General features: G+C 33.7%; 20 protein-coding genes and 3 pseudogenes. All 23 read right to left on the bottom strand.

Translation table 11 applies throughout. The annotated features are described in order from the left end of the window. Positions 1-206 (bottom strand): annotated as a pseudogene (locus tag KHW44_RS01215) (hypothetical protein); the annotation flags it as partial. Next, positions 206-568, bottom strand: coding sequence for a hypothetical protein (locus KHW44_RS01210; protein WP_066130507.1), 363 nt, complete (start codon positions 566-568; stop codon positions 206-208). The pseudogene KHW44_RS01215 and the gene KHW44_RS01210, both read right to left, overlap by 1 nt. A 2-nt stretch (positions 569-570) precedes the next feature. Next, a pseudogene (locus KHW44_RS01205) lies at positions 571-3,366 on the bottom strand (phage tail tape measure protein). A gap of 446 nt (positions 3,367-3,812) precedes the next feature. Further along, positions 3,813-3,977 carry a hypothetical protein gene (locus KHW44_RS01200; RefSeq protein WP_198145772.1) on the bottom strand — a complete coding sequence of 55 codons (165 nt, stop codon included), beginning with the start codon at positions 3,975-3,977 and terminating at the stop codon, positions 3,813-3,815. Positions 3,978-3,994: 17 nt separating this feature from the next. Then, positions 3,995-4,351, bottom strand: a complete 357-nt coding sequence (locus KHW44_RS01195; RefSeq protein WP_304064919.1) for a hypothetical protein — start codon at positions 4,349-4,351, stop codon at positions 3,995-3,997. Beyond that, on the bottom strand, positions 4,351-4,947 hold the full coding sequence (locus KHW44_RS01190) for a major tail protein (protein WP_304064916.1): 597 nt from the start codon (positions 4,945-4,947) through the stop codon (positions 4,351-4,353). The genes KHW44_RS01195 and KHW44_RS01190 overlap by 1 nt, the downstream gene beginning before the upstream one ends. After that, the gene (locus KHW44_RS01185) at positions 4,937-5,284 is read right to left on the bottom strand and encodes a hypothetical protein (protein WP_066130514.1); all 348 of its coding nucleotides are present in this window, start codon (positions 5,282-5,284) and stop codon (positions 4,937-4,939) included. Before KHW44_RS01185 ends, KHW44_RS01190 begins: the two co-directional genes overlap by 11 nt. Beyond that, entirely contained in the window at positions 5,281-5,658 is a 378-nt protein-coding gene (locus KHW44_RS01180) for an HK97 gp10 family phage protein (RefSeq protein ID WP_304064910.1), read from the bottom strand. The genes KHW44_RS01185 and KHW44_RS01180 overlap by 4 nt, the downstream gene beginning before the upstream one ends. After that, the gene (locus tag KHW44_RS01175) at positions 5,655-5,987 is read right to left on the bottom strand and encodes a phage head closure protein (RefSeq protein ID WP_304064908.1); all 333 of its coding nucleotides are present in this window, start codon (positions 5,985-5,987) and stop codon (positions 5,655-5,657) included. The genes KHW44_RS01180 and KHW44_RS01175 overlap by 4 nt, the downstream gene beginning before the upstream one ends. After that, positions 5,974-7,818 (bottom strand): collagen-like protein, encoded by a 1,845-nt coding sequence (locus KHW44_RS01170; RefSeq protein ID WP_304064906.1) that lies wholly within the window; start codon positions 7,816-7,818, stop codon positions 5,974-5,976. Before KHW44_RS01170 ends, KHW44_RS01175 begins: the two co-directional genes overlap by 14 nt. 9 nt (positions 7,819-7,827) lie before the next feature. Further along, positions 7,828-8,100: a head-tail connector protein gene (locus KHW44_RS01165; RefSeq protein WP_304064903.1), complete on the bottom strand. Its 273-nt coding sequence runs from the start codon at positions 8,098-8,100 to the stop codon at positions 7,828-7,830. Positions 8,101-8,110: 10 nt separating this feature from the next. After that, positions 8,111-9,301: a phage major capsid protein gene (locus KHW44_RS01160; RefSeq protein ID WP_304064900.1), complete on the bottom strand. Its 1,191-nt coding sequence runs from the start codon at positions 9,299-9,301 to the stop codon at positions 8,111-8,113. 2 nt (positions 9,302-9,303) lie between these two features. Then, positions 9,304-9,990 (bottom strand): head maturation protease, ClpP-related, encoded by a 687-nt coding sequence (locus tag KHW44_RS01155; protein ID WP_304064897.1) that lies wholly within the window; start codon positions 9,988-9,990, stop codon positions 9,304-9,306. Continuing rightward, positions 9,980-11,224 (bottom strand): phage portal protein, encoded by a 1,245-nt coding sequence (locus tag KHW44_RS01150; protein WP_369680505.1) that lies wholly within the window; start codon positions 11,222-11,224, stop codon positions 9,980-9,982. The genes KHW44_RS01155 and KHW44_RS01150 overlap by 11 nt, the downstream gene beginning before the upstream one ends. A gap of 85 nt (positions 11,225-11,309) precedes the next feature. Next, the gene (locus tag KHW44_RS01145; protein ID WP_297789594.1) at positions 11,310-11,735 is read right to left on the bottom strand and encodes a MarR family winged helix-turn-helix transcriptional regulator; all 426 of its coding nucleotides are present in this window, start codon (positions 11,733-11,735) and stop codon (positions 11,310-11,312) included. 1 nt (position 11,736) lies between these two features. After that, a complete protein-coding gene (locus KHW44_RS01140) occupies positions 11,737-12,156 on the bottom strand; it encodes a hypothetical protein (RefSeq protein WP_297789591.1) in 420 nt (139 codons plus the stop codon). Between the two features lie 88 nt (positions 12,157-12,244). Next, a complete protein-coding gene (locus tag KHW44_RS01135; protein ID WP_304064887.1) occupies positions 12,245-13,834 on the bottom strand; it encodes a terminase large subunit in 1,590 nt (529 codons plus the stop codon). 97 nt (positions 13,835-13,931) lie between these two features. Beyond that, positions 13,932-14,219, bottom strand: a complete 288-nt coding sequence (locus KHW44_RS01130) for a transcriptional regulator (RefSeq protein ID WP_304064884.1) — start codon at positions 14,217-14,219, stop codon at positions 13,932-13,934. 12 nt (positions 14,220-14,231) lie between these two features. Continuing rightward, complete coding sequence (locus KHW44_RS01125) at positions 14,232-14,606, bottom strand: hypothetical protein (protein ID WP_304064881.1); 375 nt, start codon at positions 14,604-14,606, stop codon at positions 14,232-14,234. Between the two features lie 92 nt (positions 14,607-14,698). Then, positions 14,699-14,923, bottom strand: coding sequence for a DUF4314 domain-containing protein (locus KHW44_RS01120; RefSeq protein ID WP_099208600.1), 225 nt, complete (start codon positions 14,921-14,923; stop codon positions 14,699-14,701). 45 nt (positions 14,924-14,968) lie between these two features. Further along, the gene (gene dcm, locus KHW44_RS01115; RefSeq protein ID WP_304064875.1) at positions 14,969-16,306 is read right to left on the bottom strand and encodes a DNA (cytosine-5-)-methyltransferase; all 1,338 of its coding nucleotides are present in this window, start codon (positions 16,304-16,306) and stop codon (positions 14,969-14,971) included. Next, on the bottom strand, positions 16,299-17,534 hold the full coding sequence (locus KHW44_RS01110; RefSeq protein WP_304064874.1) for a site-specific DNA-methyltransferase: 1,236 nt from the start codon (positions 17,532-17,534) through the stop codon (positions 16,299-16,301). Before KHW44_RS01110 ends, dcm begins: the two co-directional genes overlap by 8 nt. Then, positions 17,531-17,698, bottom strand: a pseudogene (locus tag KHW44_RS10080) (S-adenosylmethionine synthetase); the annotation flags it as partial. The gene KHW44_RS01110 and the pseudogene KHW44_RS10080, both read right to left, overlap by 4 nt.

Below are 17,698 nucleotides of genomic sequence, written 5' to 3'. Positions count from 1 at the left end.
ATTCCAAACTCTCCAGCATAAACTGTACCTATTTCAAGTTCAGAAGATCCAGAGCATGAACGATGAATGTATCCAGACCCTTTAAGAATATCTTTATTGGTAAAGGGAATGATTGTTTCATCTTTTAATATGATATTCCCCGTCCAGTAAAATTTACGAGAATTCTTTTTGATTGCTGTTTTATATTCATTGCTTGTTAGATACATCAATATTCCTCCAATGAAAAAGATACTTCCCACAGCCCTTTATAAGAAGTATCTTTTATTAATTTGACTTGAAACTTGTCTATATACATTTGTGTCTCTTTTAGTTCCAATGTTTCTGTATCTAAGTATTTAACTTTAAGATTAGGCTTATTAGCAAAACCACTCAATGTCTTTACAAGCTTAGGACTACAAGAAAAACCTACAGATATACTTGCTACTTTATTTCTAACAATATCCCTTTGAATAGTTCCGGCCTCTGTCTCTCCTCCGGTGTCTGCCTCAATATCTCTAAACTCCAAATCATAAGAATTTGGTAAAGGTAGGTCTACTCCTTCAATAATTAAATATGATTGATGTTTCATTTCTATCTACCTCCACTTCTTAAATTCTTACGCATTGAGGCATTAACAATAACTTCATCGAGGAGTGTGCCTCCAAGATAAACTGGTATTACTATATCTCCAGTATTTTCAGATTTTAAATTTATGTTTGCAATTGCATCAGATATTTGACTTCCTATATCTATTCCATTTACAGCATCTCCTTTATCGTATCCACTCATACCAACGGATGATATATTTGGACTAAGAACCATATCACTTGCTACATTCTTCATAGAAGATTTAACCAAACTCCTGCTCTTCTCAATTCCTTTTGATAAACCTTCCATAAAGTCTGGCATCCATTCTTCATAGTCAGTAAGTGGCCCAACATCTGGTACTGAAAAGTGTAAGTAGGATCTAATAGTTGATGCTACATCAGATACAGCAGATATTACATTACCTATTGCATTTGAAATTCCTCTTGCAATTCCATTAATCATATCTGCACCCCAGTTGTAGGCTTGTGATGCAAGATTTCTAATGAAGTTCACTGCATTATTAAACCCATTTCTTATACTAGATAAAATATTCGACATACTAGAAGAAATAGCTGACTTCATTGAATTAAATGCAGATGAAACAGATGATTTTGCAGAATTAACTGTTGATGAAATAGTAGCCTTGATGCTATTCCAAATATTAGACACTAATGACTTAATTCCATTTAAAACTCCAGATATAAATAACTTTATAGCATTCCAAACATTCATAACTATTGATTTAATAGTATTTAAAACTGATTGAATTACTGTTTTTATATTATTCCAAGATGTGGATATAAATGTTCCTATGGCAGTGATTACTGTAGTCAAGAACGTTTTTATCCCATTCCAAATAGTCTCAGCCTTTACTTTAATAGCATCAAGAACTGTTGAAATTAAAGTCTTTATACTTTCCCAAATAGTCCTAATAAATTCTCCAACTGCTGTAAATACTTCTGTTGTTTTAGTTGATATAGCTGTCCATATATTGGTAAAAGTAGTTTGAATCCCAGTCCAAAGGCTTGTAAAGAATTCTCCTATACTTTGCCATAGACTCTTGGCTCCCTCAATGAAGGTATTCCAAGATTCAGTTAGAAAAGTTGTTATTGTAATCCATATACTATTCCAAGTTTCTAAAATTCCACTCCATAGATTAGCAAAGAAATCTTTTACTCCTTGCCAAAGTGTTTTTATGCCTTCTACAAAAGCAGTCCATAGTTCAGAAATAAAAGTCGTAATATTTGTCCATGCTGTAGACCAAGACTCAGATATTCCTTGCCATAGATTTGTAAAGAAATCTTTTATACCGTTCCAAATTCCAGATACTCCTTCAATAAAGCTAGTCCATAAGCTTGATATAGTAGTTGTAATAGTAGTCCATATAGCATTCCAAGACTCACAAATTCCATTCCAAAGATTGGCAAAAAACTCTTTAATTCCTCCCCATATTTCCTTACAGGATGATACAATCGAGTTCCATGTATTAACAAGAAATTCTTTGATTGTATCCCAATTTTTGATAATTAAAGGAATAAGAATCGTCGCAATAGCAACGATAGCTGCTACTATTGGATGAGCCATAATAAGTCCACTTAAAGCAGTAAACGCTCCTTTCAAAACACCAAACACTTTAGCAAGTCCAAGCATCGCTGGTGTCGCACCAGTTGTTATTCCCCCAGAAAGAATAGACATAGCACCTGTCACTGTTCCAATAACCGCTGCTACTTTTGAGATAATAAGCAAGACTGGGCCAATAGCAGCAAGAATTCCGGCAAATACTAAAATGAATTTCTGGACTTCTGGAGGCGCATTTGAAATTGCTGTTATAACATCAGTAATCTTTTCTACAAATTTTGTAAGTGCCGGAACAACTAAATCTCCAAAACGAACAGATAGAGTTTCAAGTGCCCCACCTAGTGCCTCAATCTTTGATGAAAGATTGTCTTGCATCACATCAGCCGTTTCTTTCGCAATTCCACCTGCATTTTTCATAGATGCTGATATTTTGTCATACTCTTCTTGACTCATATTAAGAAGTGAAAGTAAACCTGCTTGACCTTCTTTGCCAGCAATTACTGTAGCATAATATGCCTTTTGTTCATCGCTTAAACCAGAGAATGATGTTCTCATTCCTCTTAGGATTTCATCAAGAGACTTAAACGATCCATCTTGATTGGTTATCTTGATACCTAACTCATCCATAGCACTTTGCATATCTTTAGTAGGTTTAATCATATTTGTTAAAGAGTTTTTAAGTGAAGTACCAGCTTGTGAGCCCTTAATACCAGACATGGACATGGCTGTAATTGCAGAAGTTACTTCTTCAATATTAAAGCCCATAGAATTTGAAAGTGGTGCTATATATTTAAAAGACTCGCCTAGGTCATTTATACCTATTGTTCCAGCATTGGCCGCTTGAGTTAATACATCAGCTACTCTTCCAGACTCAGATGCTTTCATATTAAATCCAGATATAGCATCTGCTACAATAGTTGCAACTGAACCAAGATTTTCTCCAGATGCAGCTGACGCATCAAGTACGCCTCCTACACCTGTTAATATATCCTTAGTAGACTATCCTGCCTTTGCCATTTCAGTCATAGCCTCGGTTACTCCACTAGCACTAAAAGAAGTAGACTCACCAAGTTGAAGAGCTTTTTCTTTAAGTTGACTTAGCTCCTCACCAGTTGCACCTGTTATCGCCTTTACAGAGGACATTCCCTTTTCAAAGTCTGCTGCTGTTTTTAGCCCCAAGGCTCCTACGGCTACAATTGGTGCTGTAACCTTGGTAGTCATTTCTTTTCCAACTTCTCCTGTAACCTTAGATATCTTCATAGAAGAGTCCGAGATGTTTTTAAAGGATTGACCAGTTTTGGATGCTTGTTGTTCTAGAGATTTCAAGGAATTTTCAGTTTCAATAATTTCTCTTTGAAGAGCATCATATTGAGCTTGAGAAATATCTCCATGGGCAAGAGCTGCATTTGCCTGTTCACCTGCAATTTTAAGGGACTCTAACTTTTCTTTTGTTTCTTGAATAGATTGAGATAGAAGTTTCTGCTTTTGTGAGATAAGTTCAGTATTTTTTGGATCAATCTTTAATAGCTTATTTACATCTCTAAGTTCTGATTGAGTATGTTTTATCTCTGTATTAACTTGTTTTAAAGCAGTCTGTAACTTGGTAGTGTCTCCACCAATCTCAACTGTTATCCCTTTTATTCTATTTGCCAATATTTCTCACCTCCCTAGAATTTATCAAAGTCATCTTGTGTAGCTACTTCCTTGTATTTATAGTCGTCATTATTCTTTTCTGTGAACATATCATTTACAAGTCCAATTGTTAGTAGGGATAAATCAGAAACAGAAAGGCCAAGTTCCACTGCCCTTAATAGAAACAAGGGTGTAGTCATTGGTCTTTCTGTTGGTCTTACTTTTTTTTAGATATTTCTTCTGTCTTTATATTCAATCCCCATAATTCAATTAACTGAGGTAAAATTTGATAAATTGAAAAAGTAGAAAAATTATCCAACCATTCTTCTGGACTATCTGGTACAGATTTATCTCCATGCTTCGCCATTACATAGGCTATATTTTCAAATAACTCAAGTGAACCTATATCAAGGTTAGATTTATCTTTATCGTTTTTCTTCATGGACTTTTCTAGTTCCATCAAGTCTTTAAAGATGTCTAGACCAAACTTTAATCTATAGATTCTTGGAATAGCTGCCGATGCACGAAATATAACATTTTTTCCATCAATTTTTATAGTTTTTGTTAATGCCATTATCTACTACCTCCTGCTGTCCTTGTTGTAGAAGATGATGTTTCTATTGGTAGATAAACTGACTTGTACCAACCATCATAAGTTTCCTTTGTAGTCTCTTCTCCTGTTCTAGCCTTTACATTTCCATTTGGAAGTGGTCTTGCTTGAATAGTTAAGGTCTCTGGTTGAACTTCTCTTGATTCCTCATTAGTTTCTCCTTCAAGAGTAGGCCTTGCTGCTGAACAATTATACATTACGTGACGGATTTTCTTTTGGTCACCATCAAACTCAAATAACAGTGCAAAGTTCGCAGTTTCAGAATTCGAAGACTCAATTAGAACTTTATTAGAATCTGATTTTTCCATCAAAACATCAGTCCTAAATGATTCTGGAATAAGGGCGATTTCTAAATCTCCGTCATATCCCATATTGTTTGAAATAGTGTAGTATTCAATTCCATCTGCATAAAAGCTTTCAGGCTCTCCATTTGGATCTAGTGAAATTGAAACAGCACCAGGCATTGGCACTGGTGTCTTATATTTAATAACGCCCTCTTCGGCTTTATCAAAGAGAGCGTAGTGAACGTTACAAATATTAAATTTAACTTTATTTGCCATTATTATTTACCTCCGTAATTTTTAAATTAAGTGTGAATTCGTACAAAACTTCATAGAGTCTTTCTGATTCAATCCAAACTTCAGATTTTTCATAGTAGATTTTTTCTCTATCAAGTATCTCTTCTATCTTTTCTTCTAATTTTAAATCTTTCTTGTCAGTGTAAAGTTCTAAGTCTATCTGGGTGTTTTTATAGAAAACCACTCCATCTGCACCAAAGTGTTTATTCTTTGGAAATAGATAAACCATAAATGGTGGATTTGGACTTTCTCCCTCAGCAAAGTGTGAATAGGCAAATGGAAGTCCTATCTCATTAATTATTTCCATTAACTTATTCATTCTCTTAACTTCCTCATTATATTTTCTTCCAATTCTCTGACTCCTTTCTCCTCAGCAGGTCCAATATGGGGCCTAGCAGATACTCTTCCTCCCTGTCTAAGGACGTGGCCTTTCTCTAGTAAATGAGCCAGTTGATATCTATTCCTTGAGTGAACTACGAGCTCTATTGAGTTTGAAGTTTCTTTCATAGTTTTTACTGACCAAGATTTAGAATATTTCTTTGTTTCTCCTACAGGTGCATTTTCTTGTATATCTTTCCTAATATTACTACCAGTTTTTTTAACTTCCTTTTTGACTTCATCTGTTGCCATATCAAAATATTCTTCTAAGCCCTTCATTATTTCACTGGCTAGGTTTTCAATTTTTACATTCATCTACTCACCTTCCTACACCTAAACTTTATAAGTCTATTTTTATAGTTCATAAAGTCAATTGAGATGATGTTATACTTTTCATCATCAAATAGAATCCTGTATTCTGAAGTATTAATGTTCTTTAACCTATTTTGAAATCTTACGGTAAAAGAAATATCCGACCTATCTACTTCCATCCCAAGAAAGACTTCTTCTCCCTTACCCTGAAAAGATATATAAGCTGAAGTTTCTAGATGATCTGTCCATACTGATTTATGGTTACCAATTTCATCTACCTCAACATTTTTATTTTGAAAAGTTATTCTTCTATTAAAATCAGCTATTTTCATAATAGTCTCCAGTATTTTCTGGAAGTTTTGGTAGAATATAATATTTTAAACTTACACTTCTAACCCAACTACATAAATTTCCATTGAGTACAAAATATATAGCTTCACTAGAATAGTCATTAGATGTAGTAATATCTGATTTTACTATTCTATTAAAGTTTGGCGATTCAGTAATGTCCTTCACTTTTGTAAATAAATTTATCACTTCTAGTATTTTCACATCATCTTTTACATAAGATATAATTAAATTATCAAATTTAGTTTCAACTTCTGTGGTTTTATCATATTCCCATTCATACGCTATGCTTACATTTTTGTCATATGTTACTAATAAGGATATTCCTTCATAAGTATATCTGTTTCCTGAAGAATATGAGCTGTAGCATAAAAATTTACCTTTTGCCCATCTTGATAAATCAATTTCTAATCTTGGATTTTGAAGTACCCCATTTATTATTTGAAAATTATATATTTTTTTATCTGAAGTATGAATTCCTATATTATCATTATCGCAATATATTATTTTGTCTAATTTGTAATCAACTAGATTGAAGGTGAAAATATTACCATCTTGGTCCATTGCCGATATAGTATTATTGGTTTGTATAGATACCAAACCAATACCTTTATAAAAGAAATCATAATTATATAACCTAAGATATTTTTTATTGATCAAATTATGAACCTCTATAACAGACTTATCATTTGCTGATACAACTAAAATATTATCAGTAAATGCCATATCTATTTTTTTATTTGAAGGTATCTTTGTTTCTATGGCCCAAAGTTCTTCAAGTATCATAGAAATTCCATATATCAAAATAAATCCATTATTATCCGCACTAACAACCCCCATACATCTATTATTTCTATATTTCCATAGATTCAAATACTTGTGCTTATCAGAACTTAATACTTCGTCTAAGCTAGTTGATAAGGATAATTTCCCTTTCTTTGTTATAAAGTAGAAATCATTAGTGTCTTGAACAGATAATGCATCATCTATATTTTTAATAACTGGATATGGCTCATCATCAGAATAGTATTCATATTCTTCTTTTAATTCGCCTAGACTAAATTTATGCCCAGGTTCCCATCCAGTTTTTATTTCTCCAATTTTACTTGCTAAGTCTTTAAAGCTATCATCTTTATTTGCTTTTCCTTTCTTGTCGACAATAGCCTTAGCAATCAAGTTCTTACCATTATCGACATCGTAAAAAAGCTCATCATATTTTTTATTTAGAATTTTACCTTGTCTGGCAGATAGGGCTTTTTCTCCGTTTTCACTTTCAAGGTTATCTATAACTTCGCAGTCTTTTCCATCTTCTCCTTTTGGACCAGGTGGGCCTTCTTTGCCTTGAGAGCCGTCATCACCCTTATCTCCCTTTGGTCCTTTAATATCTTTTAGATTTTTTTCAATAGCCTTTTTTATTGCTTCATCAGCTATATTTTTAGCATTTTCAATGGCAACTATTGCACTTTCTGAATCAGTATATGACTCATAACCCTTTGTTATTCTTATATAAGTTCCTTGGTCTGATGGGAATATATGACCTTCTATTTTGATTTCTATTTTATATGATCCTATGGCAAGTGGTTTATTAATTCTAAAAGAAATCTTATCTTCAATTACCTTTGTCTTACATTTCCATTCTAGTTTCTTTTCTTTGCTATAAAGATGAATACTGGCATCTTTAGCATTTAAAAAACTTATAGGGTCACCTTTTGAGTCACATAGCTGGAAACTTAGTTCTGAAGATGTATCTCCCTGTTTTATATTAATTCCACCCTTTGTTTGAATTAAATTTAAAGTATTTAAACTATTGGCCATAATACCTCCTTAAAAACCTGGTTTTCTATCACCAAATAATAAAGCCCTTAGCGTTAAGTTTAGTTCACAATAATCTGCCTCTTCTCTATGTTCATAAAGATAAGCAGTCATATATAGAACGGCTATCTTTCCATTTGGATTTTTAGAAAGGTCTTCTTCACTATCAACTCTGGCTACATCCATAGAATGTTTGATTGATGATTGGATGAGAGATTCAATCATCTCATCCTCATCATCAAAATCCACCCTTAAATAGGACTTTGCCTCCTCAAGAGTAATCATAATTTACTCCTTAGGCAGTAGTACCGATTTTTAATAGTTTAACTGCTTCTCTTAAAACTAAGATTCCATCAACTCTTTCTTTACCTAAGAAACCAACCATGCCATTACCAGCAAATAGTTCTTTTAAGTCTTGGAATGACCTATTTCCTCTATCTCCAATCTTGTAGTATGAAAAATCGCCAAAGGCTACAGCAAGTTTTCCTTTATCAGCTTTTGGAGCAAAGGCAGATGTGTAGGCAGGATATCCTAAAAGTCTATCCGGTTCTCCATCTTTAAGTGATGGTTGCCAAATATATGCACCATTAACATCTTTAAGTTTTCTAATTTGAGCAACTGTTGCATCATTTAAAATGAAGGCTGCTTTCTTTCTATAAGGTCTGTCTAAGGAGTAGACTAAATCAATTAGTTCATCTGCAGTAATTGTTTGAGCCTTTGTTGTACCTCCAAGTTCTCCACCTTTTTTAGAGTCAAAAATTCCTGTAGGCTTATTTACTCCATCGCCATTTAAGAAAGCATCCTCTTCAGCATTTGCTAGTGCTCTAGTAAATTCTTCAGTGATGTATTTTTCTAAATTAAAGGCTGCATCATAGAGAAGTTCTTCAGTAACTTTAATACCAACATGGAGTTTGTGTGCATCAAGAGATACTTGATCGAATGTACCATCTCCAAAGGTAAGTTGACCACCTTCTTCAACCCATAGGGCTGCTGGCTTTGTAGCTGCAATATTGATTTTATGAAGTCCGGAAGTTTGAACTTTTGTAGCTAACTTTCTTACAATATTTTCATCTTCAAGACCATTTACAATATCTGCTTCCATTTCTTCTGGAACTAAATATCCACCACTTTCATCTGTCCCTACTTTTAATTCATTAGAAATATCTCTAAAGTTAGTTCTTAATGCCTTCATCATAGATTTCTTATAGACATTTCTTGCTCTCATTGGTTTATCTTCTTCATTAAAAGTAGCAGGTTCATTTGTTAGTGCTTGAGTAGTAGGTTTTTCCAAGGATTTATCCATTTCTTCTTCCCTCTTCTTTCTATCAATTTCACGAGTGTAATTCTCAATAGTTCTCTCCATCTCTTCATATGTCTTAAAGTCTTCATCAGACATTAGACCATTTTTATCTTTCTTAGATTCGGCAAATGATTTTGCCTCATCCCAAGCTTTAGTTCTCTTTTCTAAAAGTTCTTTAATATTCATAATTACCTCCAAGTGTTTTTAATTTTGTTTAATCTTTCATCTACTTCTCTCATTGAGTGAGTCTTTACTTCTTTATTTATCTTTGTTAAAAGTGAGTTTGTAACTGCTCGCCTTGAAAAGACCATGTTCGTGACTTTTTCATCTTTTCTTTTGTCAGTGAGAGTTCCATCACAAAAACCCATCTCAATAGCCTTGTTCTTATCAAACCAAGTCTCTCCATCCATTAGATTAGAAATCTCTTCTCTGGATAAACCTGTCTTAATCTCATAGGCATTGATGATTGATTCCTTAACTTCCTTTAGCATATCTATAGCTTTTTGCATTTCTTTTGAGTCGCCAATTGCCACAGTTAAGGGATTATGAATCATCATTAATGATGTTGGACTCATCAGTACTTCAGTACCTGCCATAGCAATGACCGATGCTGCTGATGCTGCAAGTCCGTCAATCTTTATGGTCACATTTCCCTTGTGCTCTAAAAGCATGGTGTAAATTCTCGATGCAGCTATACAATCTCCACCAGGAGAGTTGATCCAAACAGTTATGTCTCCACTTTTATTTTTTAATTCTTCAAAAAAGAGCCTTGGTGTGATTTCATCATCAAACCAAGACTCTTCTGCTATTACTCCATCTATATAGAGTTCATTTGAATCCTTTTTCCAATTCCAAAATATTTTATTATTCTTCATTCTCAGTATTACTACCTCCATTTCTCTTACTCTCGTAGAATGCTCCTGCCTTATCAAGTGGCAGCATATTTCCATTTACAAGATATAGGTCTCCGCCTTCTTCAGCTGATATCCTATCTAGGTTTTCTAATTCTCTTATGTCATTTGCACTCATCCATCCATTTTGTCTTCCTACAGCATATCCATTCATCCTTGATTCATAGTCTCCCCTCAGAAGTCCATCAAGATTAAATTTAATAAAGTAGGATTCTTTTTCTTTCTTTGTTAATAGTGCTCTTTCCAAAGATTGCTCCCAACGAACAATCCAAGGGTCAAGAGTGTATTTAACAAATTCAAGCGACTGCTGTTCTATATTTGAAAATGATGACTTCTCCAAGTCGCCAATCATATGAGGTGGTATTCTAAATATTCTTGCTATCTCATTTAACTGAAACTTTCTTGTTTCCAAAAACTGGGCTTCACTTGGCGCAATAGCAATCGGTTGGTATTTCATCCCTTCTTCAAGTACAGCCACTTTGTTGGCGTTTTTAGGCCCTTGAAAGGCTGCATTCCATGACTCCCTTACTCTTTCTGGGTCTTTAATAATTCCTGGATGTTCTAAAACTCCACCTGGTTGTGCTCCATTTTGGAAAAAGCTAGCACCATAATCTTCACATGCCATAGCCATACCAATAGCATTTTTAGCCATGGTGATTGGCGAGTAACCAATAAGACCATCAAAACCAAGTCCAGGTATATGAAGAACATCTTCTTTTAAAAGATAAACTTCTTCTGATTTGTGATTGTATTTATAGAAGATTTCACCATCCTCACTTCTCATAACAGTCATCTTGTTTGGCATTAATGGATAAAGTCCAATGACCTCATTTCTACCATTTCGAATTATCTGAGCATAGGCATTACCCCACAACAAAAGGTGAGTCATTAGTGTTTCTCTAAATACAAATGATGTCATCTCAGTATTTGGCTCATCATGTAAAAGAAAATATATGGCATGGTCTTTTGCTTTTTCCTTTGAGTTCGAATCTCCTCTTTTATATAAATGAAGAGGAAGTCCTGCTAAGGTTTCAGCAAGAACTCTCACACATGAGTAAACTGCTGTCATCTGCATTGCAGTAAATTCGTTTACATTCCTTCCTGCTGTTGTTCTACCAAATAAAAAAGACGATGAAGATACCTTCTCCCCGTCTTTAGGTTTGTCTCTCGACTTAAATATTAAATTTAAAATGTTTATATTACCACCTCCTAAAATTAGGTATAAGAAAAGCACCTACTTTGTAGATGCTTATATTGTTACATATTCTTAGATAAAAAGGGTTTTATTTGTTATCTTTTTCAAATTTATCTATTAACATTTCTAAACTTTCATAAACTAATTTATACTGATCATCTGTCCATTCTTTCGTTAGAGCTGTATTAAAATTTTGTAAGGCTTTGCTCAATGGTTCATATTTTAATCTTCCTTTTTCTGTAAGATATATTTTTTTATTTCTCCTATCTTCTGCATCTATTTCTCGACTTATATATCCTTTTTGTTCTAACGATTTAACCATTCTAGCTGTAGCTGCTTTATCTACCTTTACTATTTTTGTTAATTCTTCTTGAGTCAATCCATCTTTTTTTGTAAGTGCTATATAATATGGTTCTTCACCTACTCTTATATCAAATGGTTTAAGGACATCTTTTAATTCTTGTTGGATGCATCTAGCTAAATATGTTATAAGTTTTCCAATACTTTTTTCCATTTTATATCTCTTTTCCTATTAATGTTTTATCTAATATTACATTCCAAAAAATACTTGCCAAATATCCACACAAAACATTCATAGGAAAAGTAGAAAAATACATCTTCCAGAAGTTCTCATCATATCCTTTCATCTTCAATAATCCACTAATAGACATAATTGCAGTAAAATAGATTGCTGGTAATATTGATGAAATTATTAAGAAAATATTGTATGATTTTCCTCTATATAATTTTTTTGTTAATTTAGCTCCTATAATACCAGCCGGAAAAATTAAAGATGCAAAACTTGCAACTATCGATTGTAATAACATCATTGTTATTACACTTGGGATAATAATTTTTCCTGTATTAATCTGAGACATTATCACGCTCATTGTACTTCCCATTAGAATAGGGAAGATATATCTTTTATATTTCATAATTTACTCACCTTCCTTTGATGATTAAATTATACTTCTATTTAGTTGATTGGTCAACTATTTTTATTTATTCCTATATTCCCACCTCCTAAAACACTATAAGACCTCTATCATCATACACCGATTCACTTGTATCATTACCACACCTTATTGCCCTATCAAGAGCCATTATTGTAGCAATTACACCATCAATCTTTTCTGTAGATTTTTCCTTATCTGCTTTTATGTTTCCAGCAGGATCTGTTCGTATAAAGATATTGTCCATCATCCATCTTAATACTGGATGTCCTCCGTGGGCTATTTTTCTTTCAAGGGTTAGTTTCATTAATTCTTTTGTTGGCGGAGACATATCTTTAAATCCTTGAGCAAAAGGAACTACTGTAAAACCCATACCTTCTAAGTTTTGAACCATCTGAACTGCTCCCCACCTATCAAAGGCAATTTCTCTAATGTTATAAATCTCACCTAAGTCCTCTATAAATTTTTCTATAAAACCATAATGAACTACATTACCTTCTGTTGTCATAATATAGCCTTGTTTTTTCCATAGATCATAGTTTACATGGTCTCTTTTTACTCTTAGGTCGAGATTATCTTCAGGCAACCAAAAGTAAGGTAATATTTGATACTTATCATCTTCATCTAATGGAGGAAAGACTAAAACGAAGGCCGTAATATCTGTTGTCGATGATAGGTCAAGACCTCCATAACAAACTCTTCCTTTTAATTCTTCTTCATTAACAGCAAAATTACATAAATCCCACTTTTCCATAGGCATCCACCTAATTGCTTGTTTGACCCACTGATTTAATCTTAACTGTCTGAAGGCATTTTCTTCAGTTGGATTTTGTTTAGCCGATTCACAAGCTTGTCTCACTTTTTCTATTGGAACTGTAATTCCAAGAGACGGATTTGCCTTATGCCATACTTTTTCATCTGTCCAATCATCTTCTCTATCTGCTCCATAGATTACAGGATAAAAAGTTGGATCAGTTTTTCTGCCTTCAAGTATGTCGACTGCCTTTTGATGAGTTTCGTAGCAAATTGATTTGGTATCTGTTCCAGCAGTTGTTATAAGAAAATATAAAGGTTGGGTTCTTGCATCACCAGACCCCTTTGTCATAACATCAAAAAGTTTTCTATTAGGCTGAGTATGAAGTTCATCAAAGACCACACCATGAATATTAAATCCGTGTTTAGAATAAGCCTCTGCAGATAAAACTTGATAAAATGAATTGGTAGGCTTATATATCATTCTCTTTTGAGATGCTAGAATCTTTACTCTTTTAGAAAGTGCTGGAGACATTCTTACCATATCAGCAGCAACATCAAAAACTATAGTTGCTTGCTGTCTTTCGGCAGCACATCCATATACCTCCGCTCTTTCTTCTCCATCACCACAAGTTAGAAGAAGTGCTACAGCAGCAGCAAGTTCAGATTTTCCCATCTTCTTTGGTATTTCAATATATGCTGTATTAAATTGTCGATATCCTGTATCTTTCACAATTCCAAACAAATCTCTAATGATTTCTTCTTGCCAATCAATAAGCTTGAAGTCTTTACCTGCCCATCTACCTTTTGTGTGTTTAAGGCATTCTATAAAGGTAACAGCATAGTCTGCTTTGTTTTTATCATAATGAGAAGTTTCTAGCATAAATTCTGTTGGTTTGTATTTCATTTGACATCCCTCCTCTAAAAACGGGCATAAAAAATAGTCACCTGCTTGTGACTTCTACTACGACAAATAGAGCCTAGACTCTATTTAAATTTTATTTTTATCTTTGTCTTGCTATGTCTAATTCTTTATAGGCTTTCTTAAGTTCTCTATCTAATGTTTCTGATTCTGCAAAAAGTTCAAATTCTTCTTCGTTTAGGTTTCCTTGTGACTCTTTCCAAAGTTCTTCATGAAGTTGGTCTGCACATTTCTTTGCTGCTCCTGCTATGTCTAAAAGGTTAATTGCTGATCCAATATTTCCTTCTCTTGATTTTTTTATTGAATTTTCAGCGTATCTTTTGCAGGCTTTGACTTCTGTTTCTAATCTTTCTAGGATATCTTTTTTCATGGTAACTCTCTTTTATTTTTGAATCTTTCTTAGAAGTAAAGCTGGCTTTATTTCTTTTTCGTCTTCTTTTGTTTCAAAATTCCAGTTTGTTCTTCCTGTTTCTTGTTCGATTAAGTCGACTATGAAATATCCTTTATTTTTGAGTGCTTGTAATTCATTCATAAGTGCTGTGGATTGGTCTGAAATTGTAAATTCTTTAATTTCAAATCTCTCAAGGTTTTCTATAATTTCTAGGTAGTCTTTTTCAAATCCTAATTCTTCAAAGTCTAGTCTTTCAAGTCCTGCTCTTTTAGCTTTTTCGTAGGCCCAATAAAAGTTGTAGTTGATTTTGTTTTCTTGGAAATCTTCGTTTGTTTCAAGGTTTTCTAAAATGTCTATTTTTTTCATTTTCTTTATCTCCTTATCTCTTTTTGTTATGTACATATTCCCGTACTATCGAAGATAAGTCAAGTAATTTTCGCTTAAATAACAGCTATTTTTCAATCTTTATCCGATATTTTTTCTATAATATCTTCCTTGAAAATCACATTTAATGTTGAACCATTATCCCATTTTACTAGGATTGATCCAATAGAATCCACTCCATAAACTGTACCTAGAGTTCCTTTTGGTGGTGCTTGTATATCATCCATCTTAATTAATTTAATTCTTGTTCCATCTGGATATACTTCTTTTAAAGTTTTAATCATTTCCTTTGAAATCATCTAATCACCTCTTACATACATATATTGCTCAAATGCTGATTTATATCAAGTCTTATTTGCTGTATTTACAAGGCTTTTAAAGATATATATTGCACATGGAAGAGCAATCCCATTGCCCCACATTTTATATTCTGCTGAATCTGTATGAGGATTTTTAAGCCATTTTAATATTTGCTTATCTGTTTTCTTCTTTTTAAGACCTTTTATTTCAGCATCCTTATCAAAAACCTCTCTCCAAAAGGATACATCTTCATCCGTTGAATTTTCTATTCCTAAGTCATCACACCAGTAATCTGGAAATCCTTGTAATCTTCCACATTCTTTTGGTGTTAATCTTCTTACAAGTTTCTGATTAACAAGAGGTGGATCTTTATAATCAGTAGCAACTAAAGAAGACGATATATTCTTGTCTGCTTTTGTAAAATGAGAATTCTTGCTCATGGTGTAGATGTCTTCTACTATTGCAACTCCACCTTGATTTCTAGTAGGAGTATTTCCAGATGTATCTATAGTTCTTGAAACGTCACACTCATAAATATTATGTCTTTCATTTTTTGTATTTTCAGAAGTTTGTCTTATATCATATAAAAGAGGAGGATTACCTGCCTTTGCTCTTAGTGTTCCAGATAAATCCTCAGATATATCCATTCTTTCTCCACCTTGGTCATTTAAACAGATTGTTTTATTAAAGCTTTCTTTAATGGCTCTGGTATTTCTTTTTCCTTTCTCGCAGCCCTCTGAAGTATCCCCTGACAAGCTTTTTTGCTCAAATAATATTTCTCTGGAACTTCCTCCATCAAGATCTGCGACAAGGAAGATTCTTCTCCTTCGTTGGGGCACTCCGAAGTATTTAGAATCAAGGACTCTCCAAGCAAGGGAAAAATTATCTCCCAGGATTTCTCCTGCACTGTGCCATCTCGGTGGTCGAGAAAGTTTAACTGTGGAATCTTTAATTCTTGTAATTTCTTCAAGGACGCATCTAAAGTCCTCTCCTTTGTTAGATGAGAAGGCTCCTGGCACATTTTCCCATAGTAGGTATCTTGGATACTTACCATTACTCTTACACCTCATTTCTTTTATAACTCTAATCGCCTCATAAAAAAGGTTAGATTTTTTTCCTTCAAGTCCTGCCCTTTTACCTGCGATTGATAGATCTTGGCAAGGACTGCCAAAGGAAATGATATCAGCAGGTTCAATTAGAGACCCATCGATATCTTTTATATCCCCTAAATGTTTAACTTGAGGTAGGTTTTTCTGTGTAACTCTTATTGGAAAAGGCTCAACCTCCGATGCCCATATAGGTTTTATCCCACAAAAAATAGCAGCTAAAGGGAATCCTCCACTGCCGTCAAATAGTGAACCTAATGTTAGTTCTTTATTCATCTTTTAATACCTCTGAGTATTTATACTCTTTTCCATCTCTTAAAAGACTTACATCTTTATCACTACCAACTAATTCAATAAATCTATTTACAATGACATCTACAAACTTTTCATCAAGTTCAATCATCCTACAAATCCTATCAGTCTGCTCACAAGCTATTAGTGTACTCCCACTTCCACCAAATGGATCAAGTACAATGGAGTTTGTCATTGATGAGTTTTTAATCGGATAAGATAAAAGAGGGATAGGTTTCATAGTAGGATGGTCGCCATTTTTTCTTGGTTTATCAAATTCCCAAATGGTAGACTCTTTCCTTCCTGTGTACCAGTTGTGTTTTCCTTTTTTCTTCCAGCCATAGAGAATTGGTTCATGTTGCCACTGGTAAGGACTTCTTCCAAGTACAAGAGACTGTTTCTTCCAGATACAAGTACCAGATAAATAAAATCCAGCATCTTGAAATGCCTTTCTGAAATTAAGTCCTTCTGTATCAGCATGGAAAACATATATCGAACCATCATCTGCGAGGAACTTTTCCATATTTAAAAAAGAGCTTAGTAAAAATTCATAGAATTTGCTTTGCTCCATATTGTCATTTTTAATTTTTCCAGCTGTTCCTTCATAGTTTACGTTGTATGGAGGGTCTGTGATGATAAGATTTGCTTTTGATTCTCCCATTAATTTCTCATAAATAGTCTCATCTGTAGAATCTCCACAAACAAGTTTGTGTTTACCTAAAGTCCAAATATCTCCAGCTTTTGAAAACGTAGGTTTTTCTAATTCTTTATCTACATCAAAACCATCATCTTCTGTGTCATTCCCTAGGTCAAAAATATTAGATAATTCATCTGGTGAAAAACCAGTAAGTTCTACATTAAAACCATAATCTTCTAAGGATTCAATTTCTACTCTTAGTAGTTCTTCATCCCATCCAGCATCAAGAGCCATTCTGTTATCAGCTAATATATATGCTTTCTTCTGCGCCTCATTTAGATGTTCTGCAAAGACACAAGGTACTTCTTTTATACCTTCTTCCTTAGCTGCCATAATTCTTCCATGGCCTGCAATAACTCCGTAGTCTTTATCAATAATTACAGGATTGATAAAACCAAATTCTCGAATTGATGAACGTAGTTTGTTAATCTGGTCTTGTGAGTGAGTTCTTGCATTGTTTACATAGGGTACAAGTTTTTCAATATCAACTAATTTCATTTCTTTGGTTGTAATCATATAAGCCCCCACTTAGCAAATTCCTCAAAACCACCAATAGAATTAATGTAGTTTCTAGCAATTTCTACAATTTCTGAATATGGTCTACCATCAACAGTTTCATCTCCGATTGCACAGGATAATTCAATCTCTCTATTTTCCTCTTGTGCCTTTAGGTGGGCATA

It is taken from the genome of Finegoldia magna, from assembly GCF_018371055.1.
GTDB lineage: Bacteria > Bacillota > Clostridia > Tissierellales > Peptoniphilaceae > Finegoldia > Finegoldia magna_I.
Note: the sequence above shows the minus strand (reverse complement) of the source record. Positions and strands in the feature narration are given on the sequence as shown.

What these genes read in the sequence shown, in the direction of transcription:
- KHW44_RS01210 (WP_066130507.1), bottom strand. Translation starts at nt 568, where the DNA reads ATGAAACATCAATCATATTTAATTATTGAAGGAGTAGACCTACCTTTA.
- KHW44_RS01200 (WP_198145772.1), bottom strand. Translation starts at nt 3,977, where the DNA reads ATGACTACACCCTTGTTTCTATTAAGGGCAGTGGAACTTGGCCTTTCT.
- KHW44_RS01195 (WP_304064919.1), bottom strand. Translation starts at nt 4,351, where the DNA reads ATGGCATTAACAAAAACTATAAAAATTGATGGAAAAAATGTTATATTT.
- KHW44_RS01190 (WP_304064916.1), bottom strand. Translation starts at nt 4,947, where the DNA reads ATGGCAAATAAAGTTAAATTTAATATTTGTAACGTTCACTACGCTCTC.
- KHW44_RS01185 (WP_066130514.1), bottom strand. Translation starts at nt 5,284, where the DNA reads ATGAATAAGTTAATGGAAATAATTAATGAGATAGGACTTCCATTTGCC.
- KHW44_RS01180 (WP_304064910.1), bottom strand. Translation starts at nt 5,658, where the DNA reads ATGAATGTAAAAATTGAAAACCTAGCCAGTGAAATAATGAAGGGCTTA.
- KHW44_RS01175 (WP_304064908.1), bottom strand. Translation starts at nt 5,987, where the DNA reads ATGAAAATAGCTGATTTTAATAGAAGAATAACTTTTCAAAATAAAAAT.
- KHW44_RS01170 (WP_304064906.1), bottom strand. Translation starts at nt 7,818, where the DNA reads ATGGCCAATAGTTTAAATACTTTAAATTTAATTCAAACAAAGGGTGGA.
- KHW44_RS01165 (WP_304064903.1), bottom strand. Translation starts at nt 8,100, where the DNA reads ATGATTACTCTTGAGGAGGCAAAGTCCTATTTAAGGGTGGATTTTGAT.
- KHW44_RS01160 (WP_304064900.1), bottom strand. Translation starts at nt 9,301, where the DNA reads ATGAATATTAAAGAACTTTTAGAAAAGAGAACTAAAGCTTGGGATGAG.
- KHW44_RS01155 (WP_304064897.1), bottom strand. Translation starts at nt 9,990, where the DNA reads ATGAAGAATAATAAAATATTTTGGAATTGGAAAAAGGATTCAAATGAA.
- KHW44_RS01145 (WP_297789594.1), bottom strand. Translation starts at nt 11,735, where the DNA reads ATGGAAAAAAGTATTGGAAAACTTATAACATATTTAGCTAGATGCATC.
- KHW44_RS01140 (WP_297789591.1), bottom strand. Translation starts at nt 12,156, where the DNA reads ATGAAATATAAAAGATATATCTTCCCTATTCTAATGGGAAGTACAATG.
- KHW44_RS01135 (WP_304064887.1), bottom strand. Translation starts at nt 13,834, where the DNA reads ATGAAATACAAACCAACAGAATTTATGCTAGAAACTTCTCATTATGAT.
- KHW44_RS01130 (WP_304064884.1), bottom strand. Translation starts at nt 14,219, where the DNA reads ATGAAAAAAGATATCCTAGAAAGATTAGAAACAGAAGTCAAAGCCTGC.
- KHW44_RS01125 (WP_304064881.1), bottom strand. Translation starts at nt 14,606, where the DNA reads ATGAAAAAAATAGACATTTTAGAAAACCTTGAAACAAACGAAGATTTC.
- KHW44_RS01120 (WP_099208600.1), bottom strand. Translation starts at nt 14,923, where the DNA reads ATGATTTCAAAGGAAATGATTAAAACTTTAAAAGAAGTATATCCAGAT.
- dcm (WP_304064875.1), bottom strand. Translation starts at nt 16,306, where the DNA reads ATGAATAAAGAACTAACATTAGGTTCACTATTTGACGGCAGTGGAGGA.
- KHW44_RS01110 (WP_304064874.1), bottom strand. Translation starts at nt 17,534, where the DNA reads ATGATTACAACCAAAGAAATGAAATTAGTTGATATTGAAAAACTTGTA.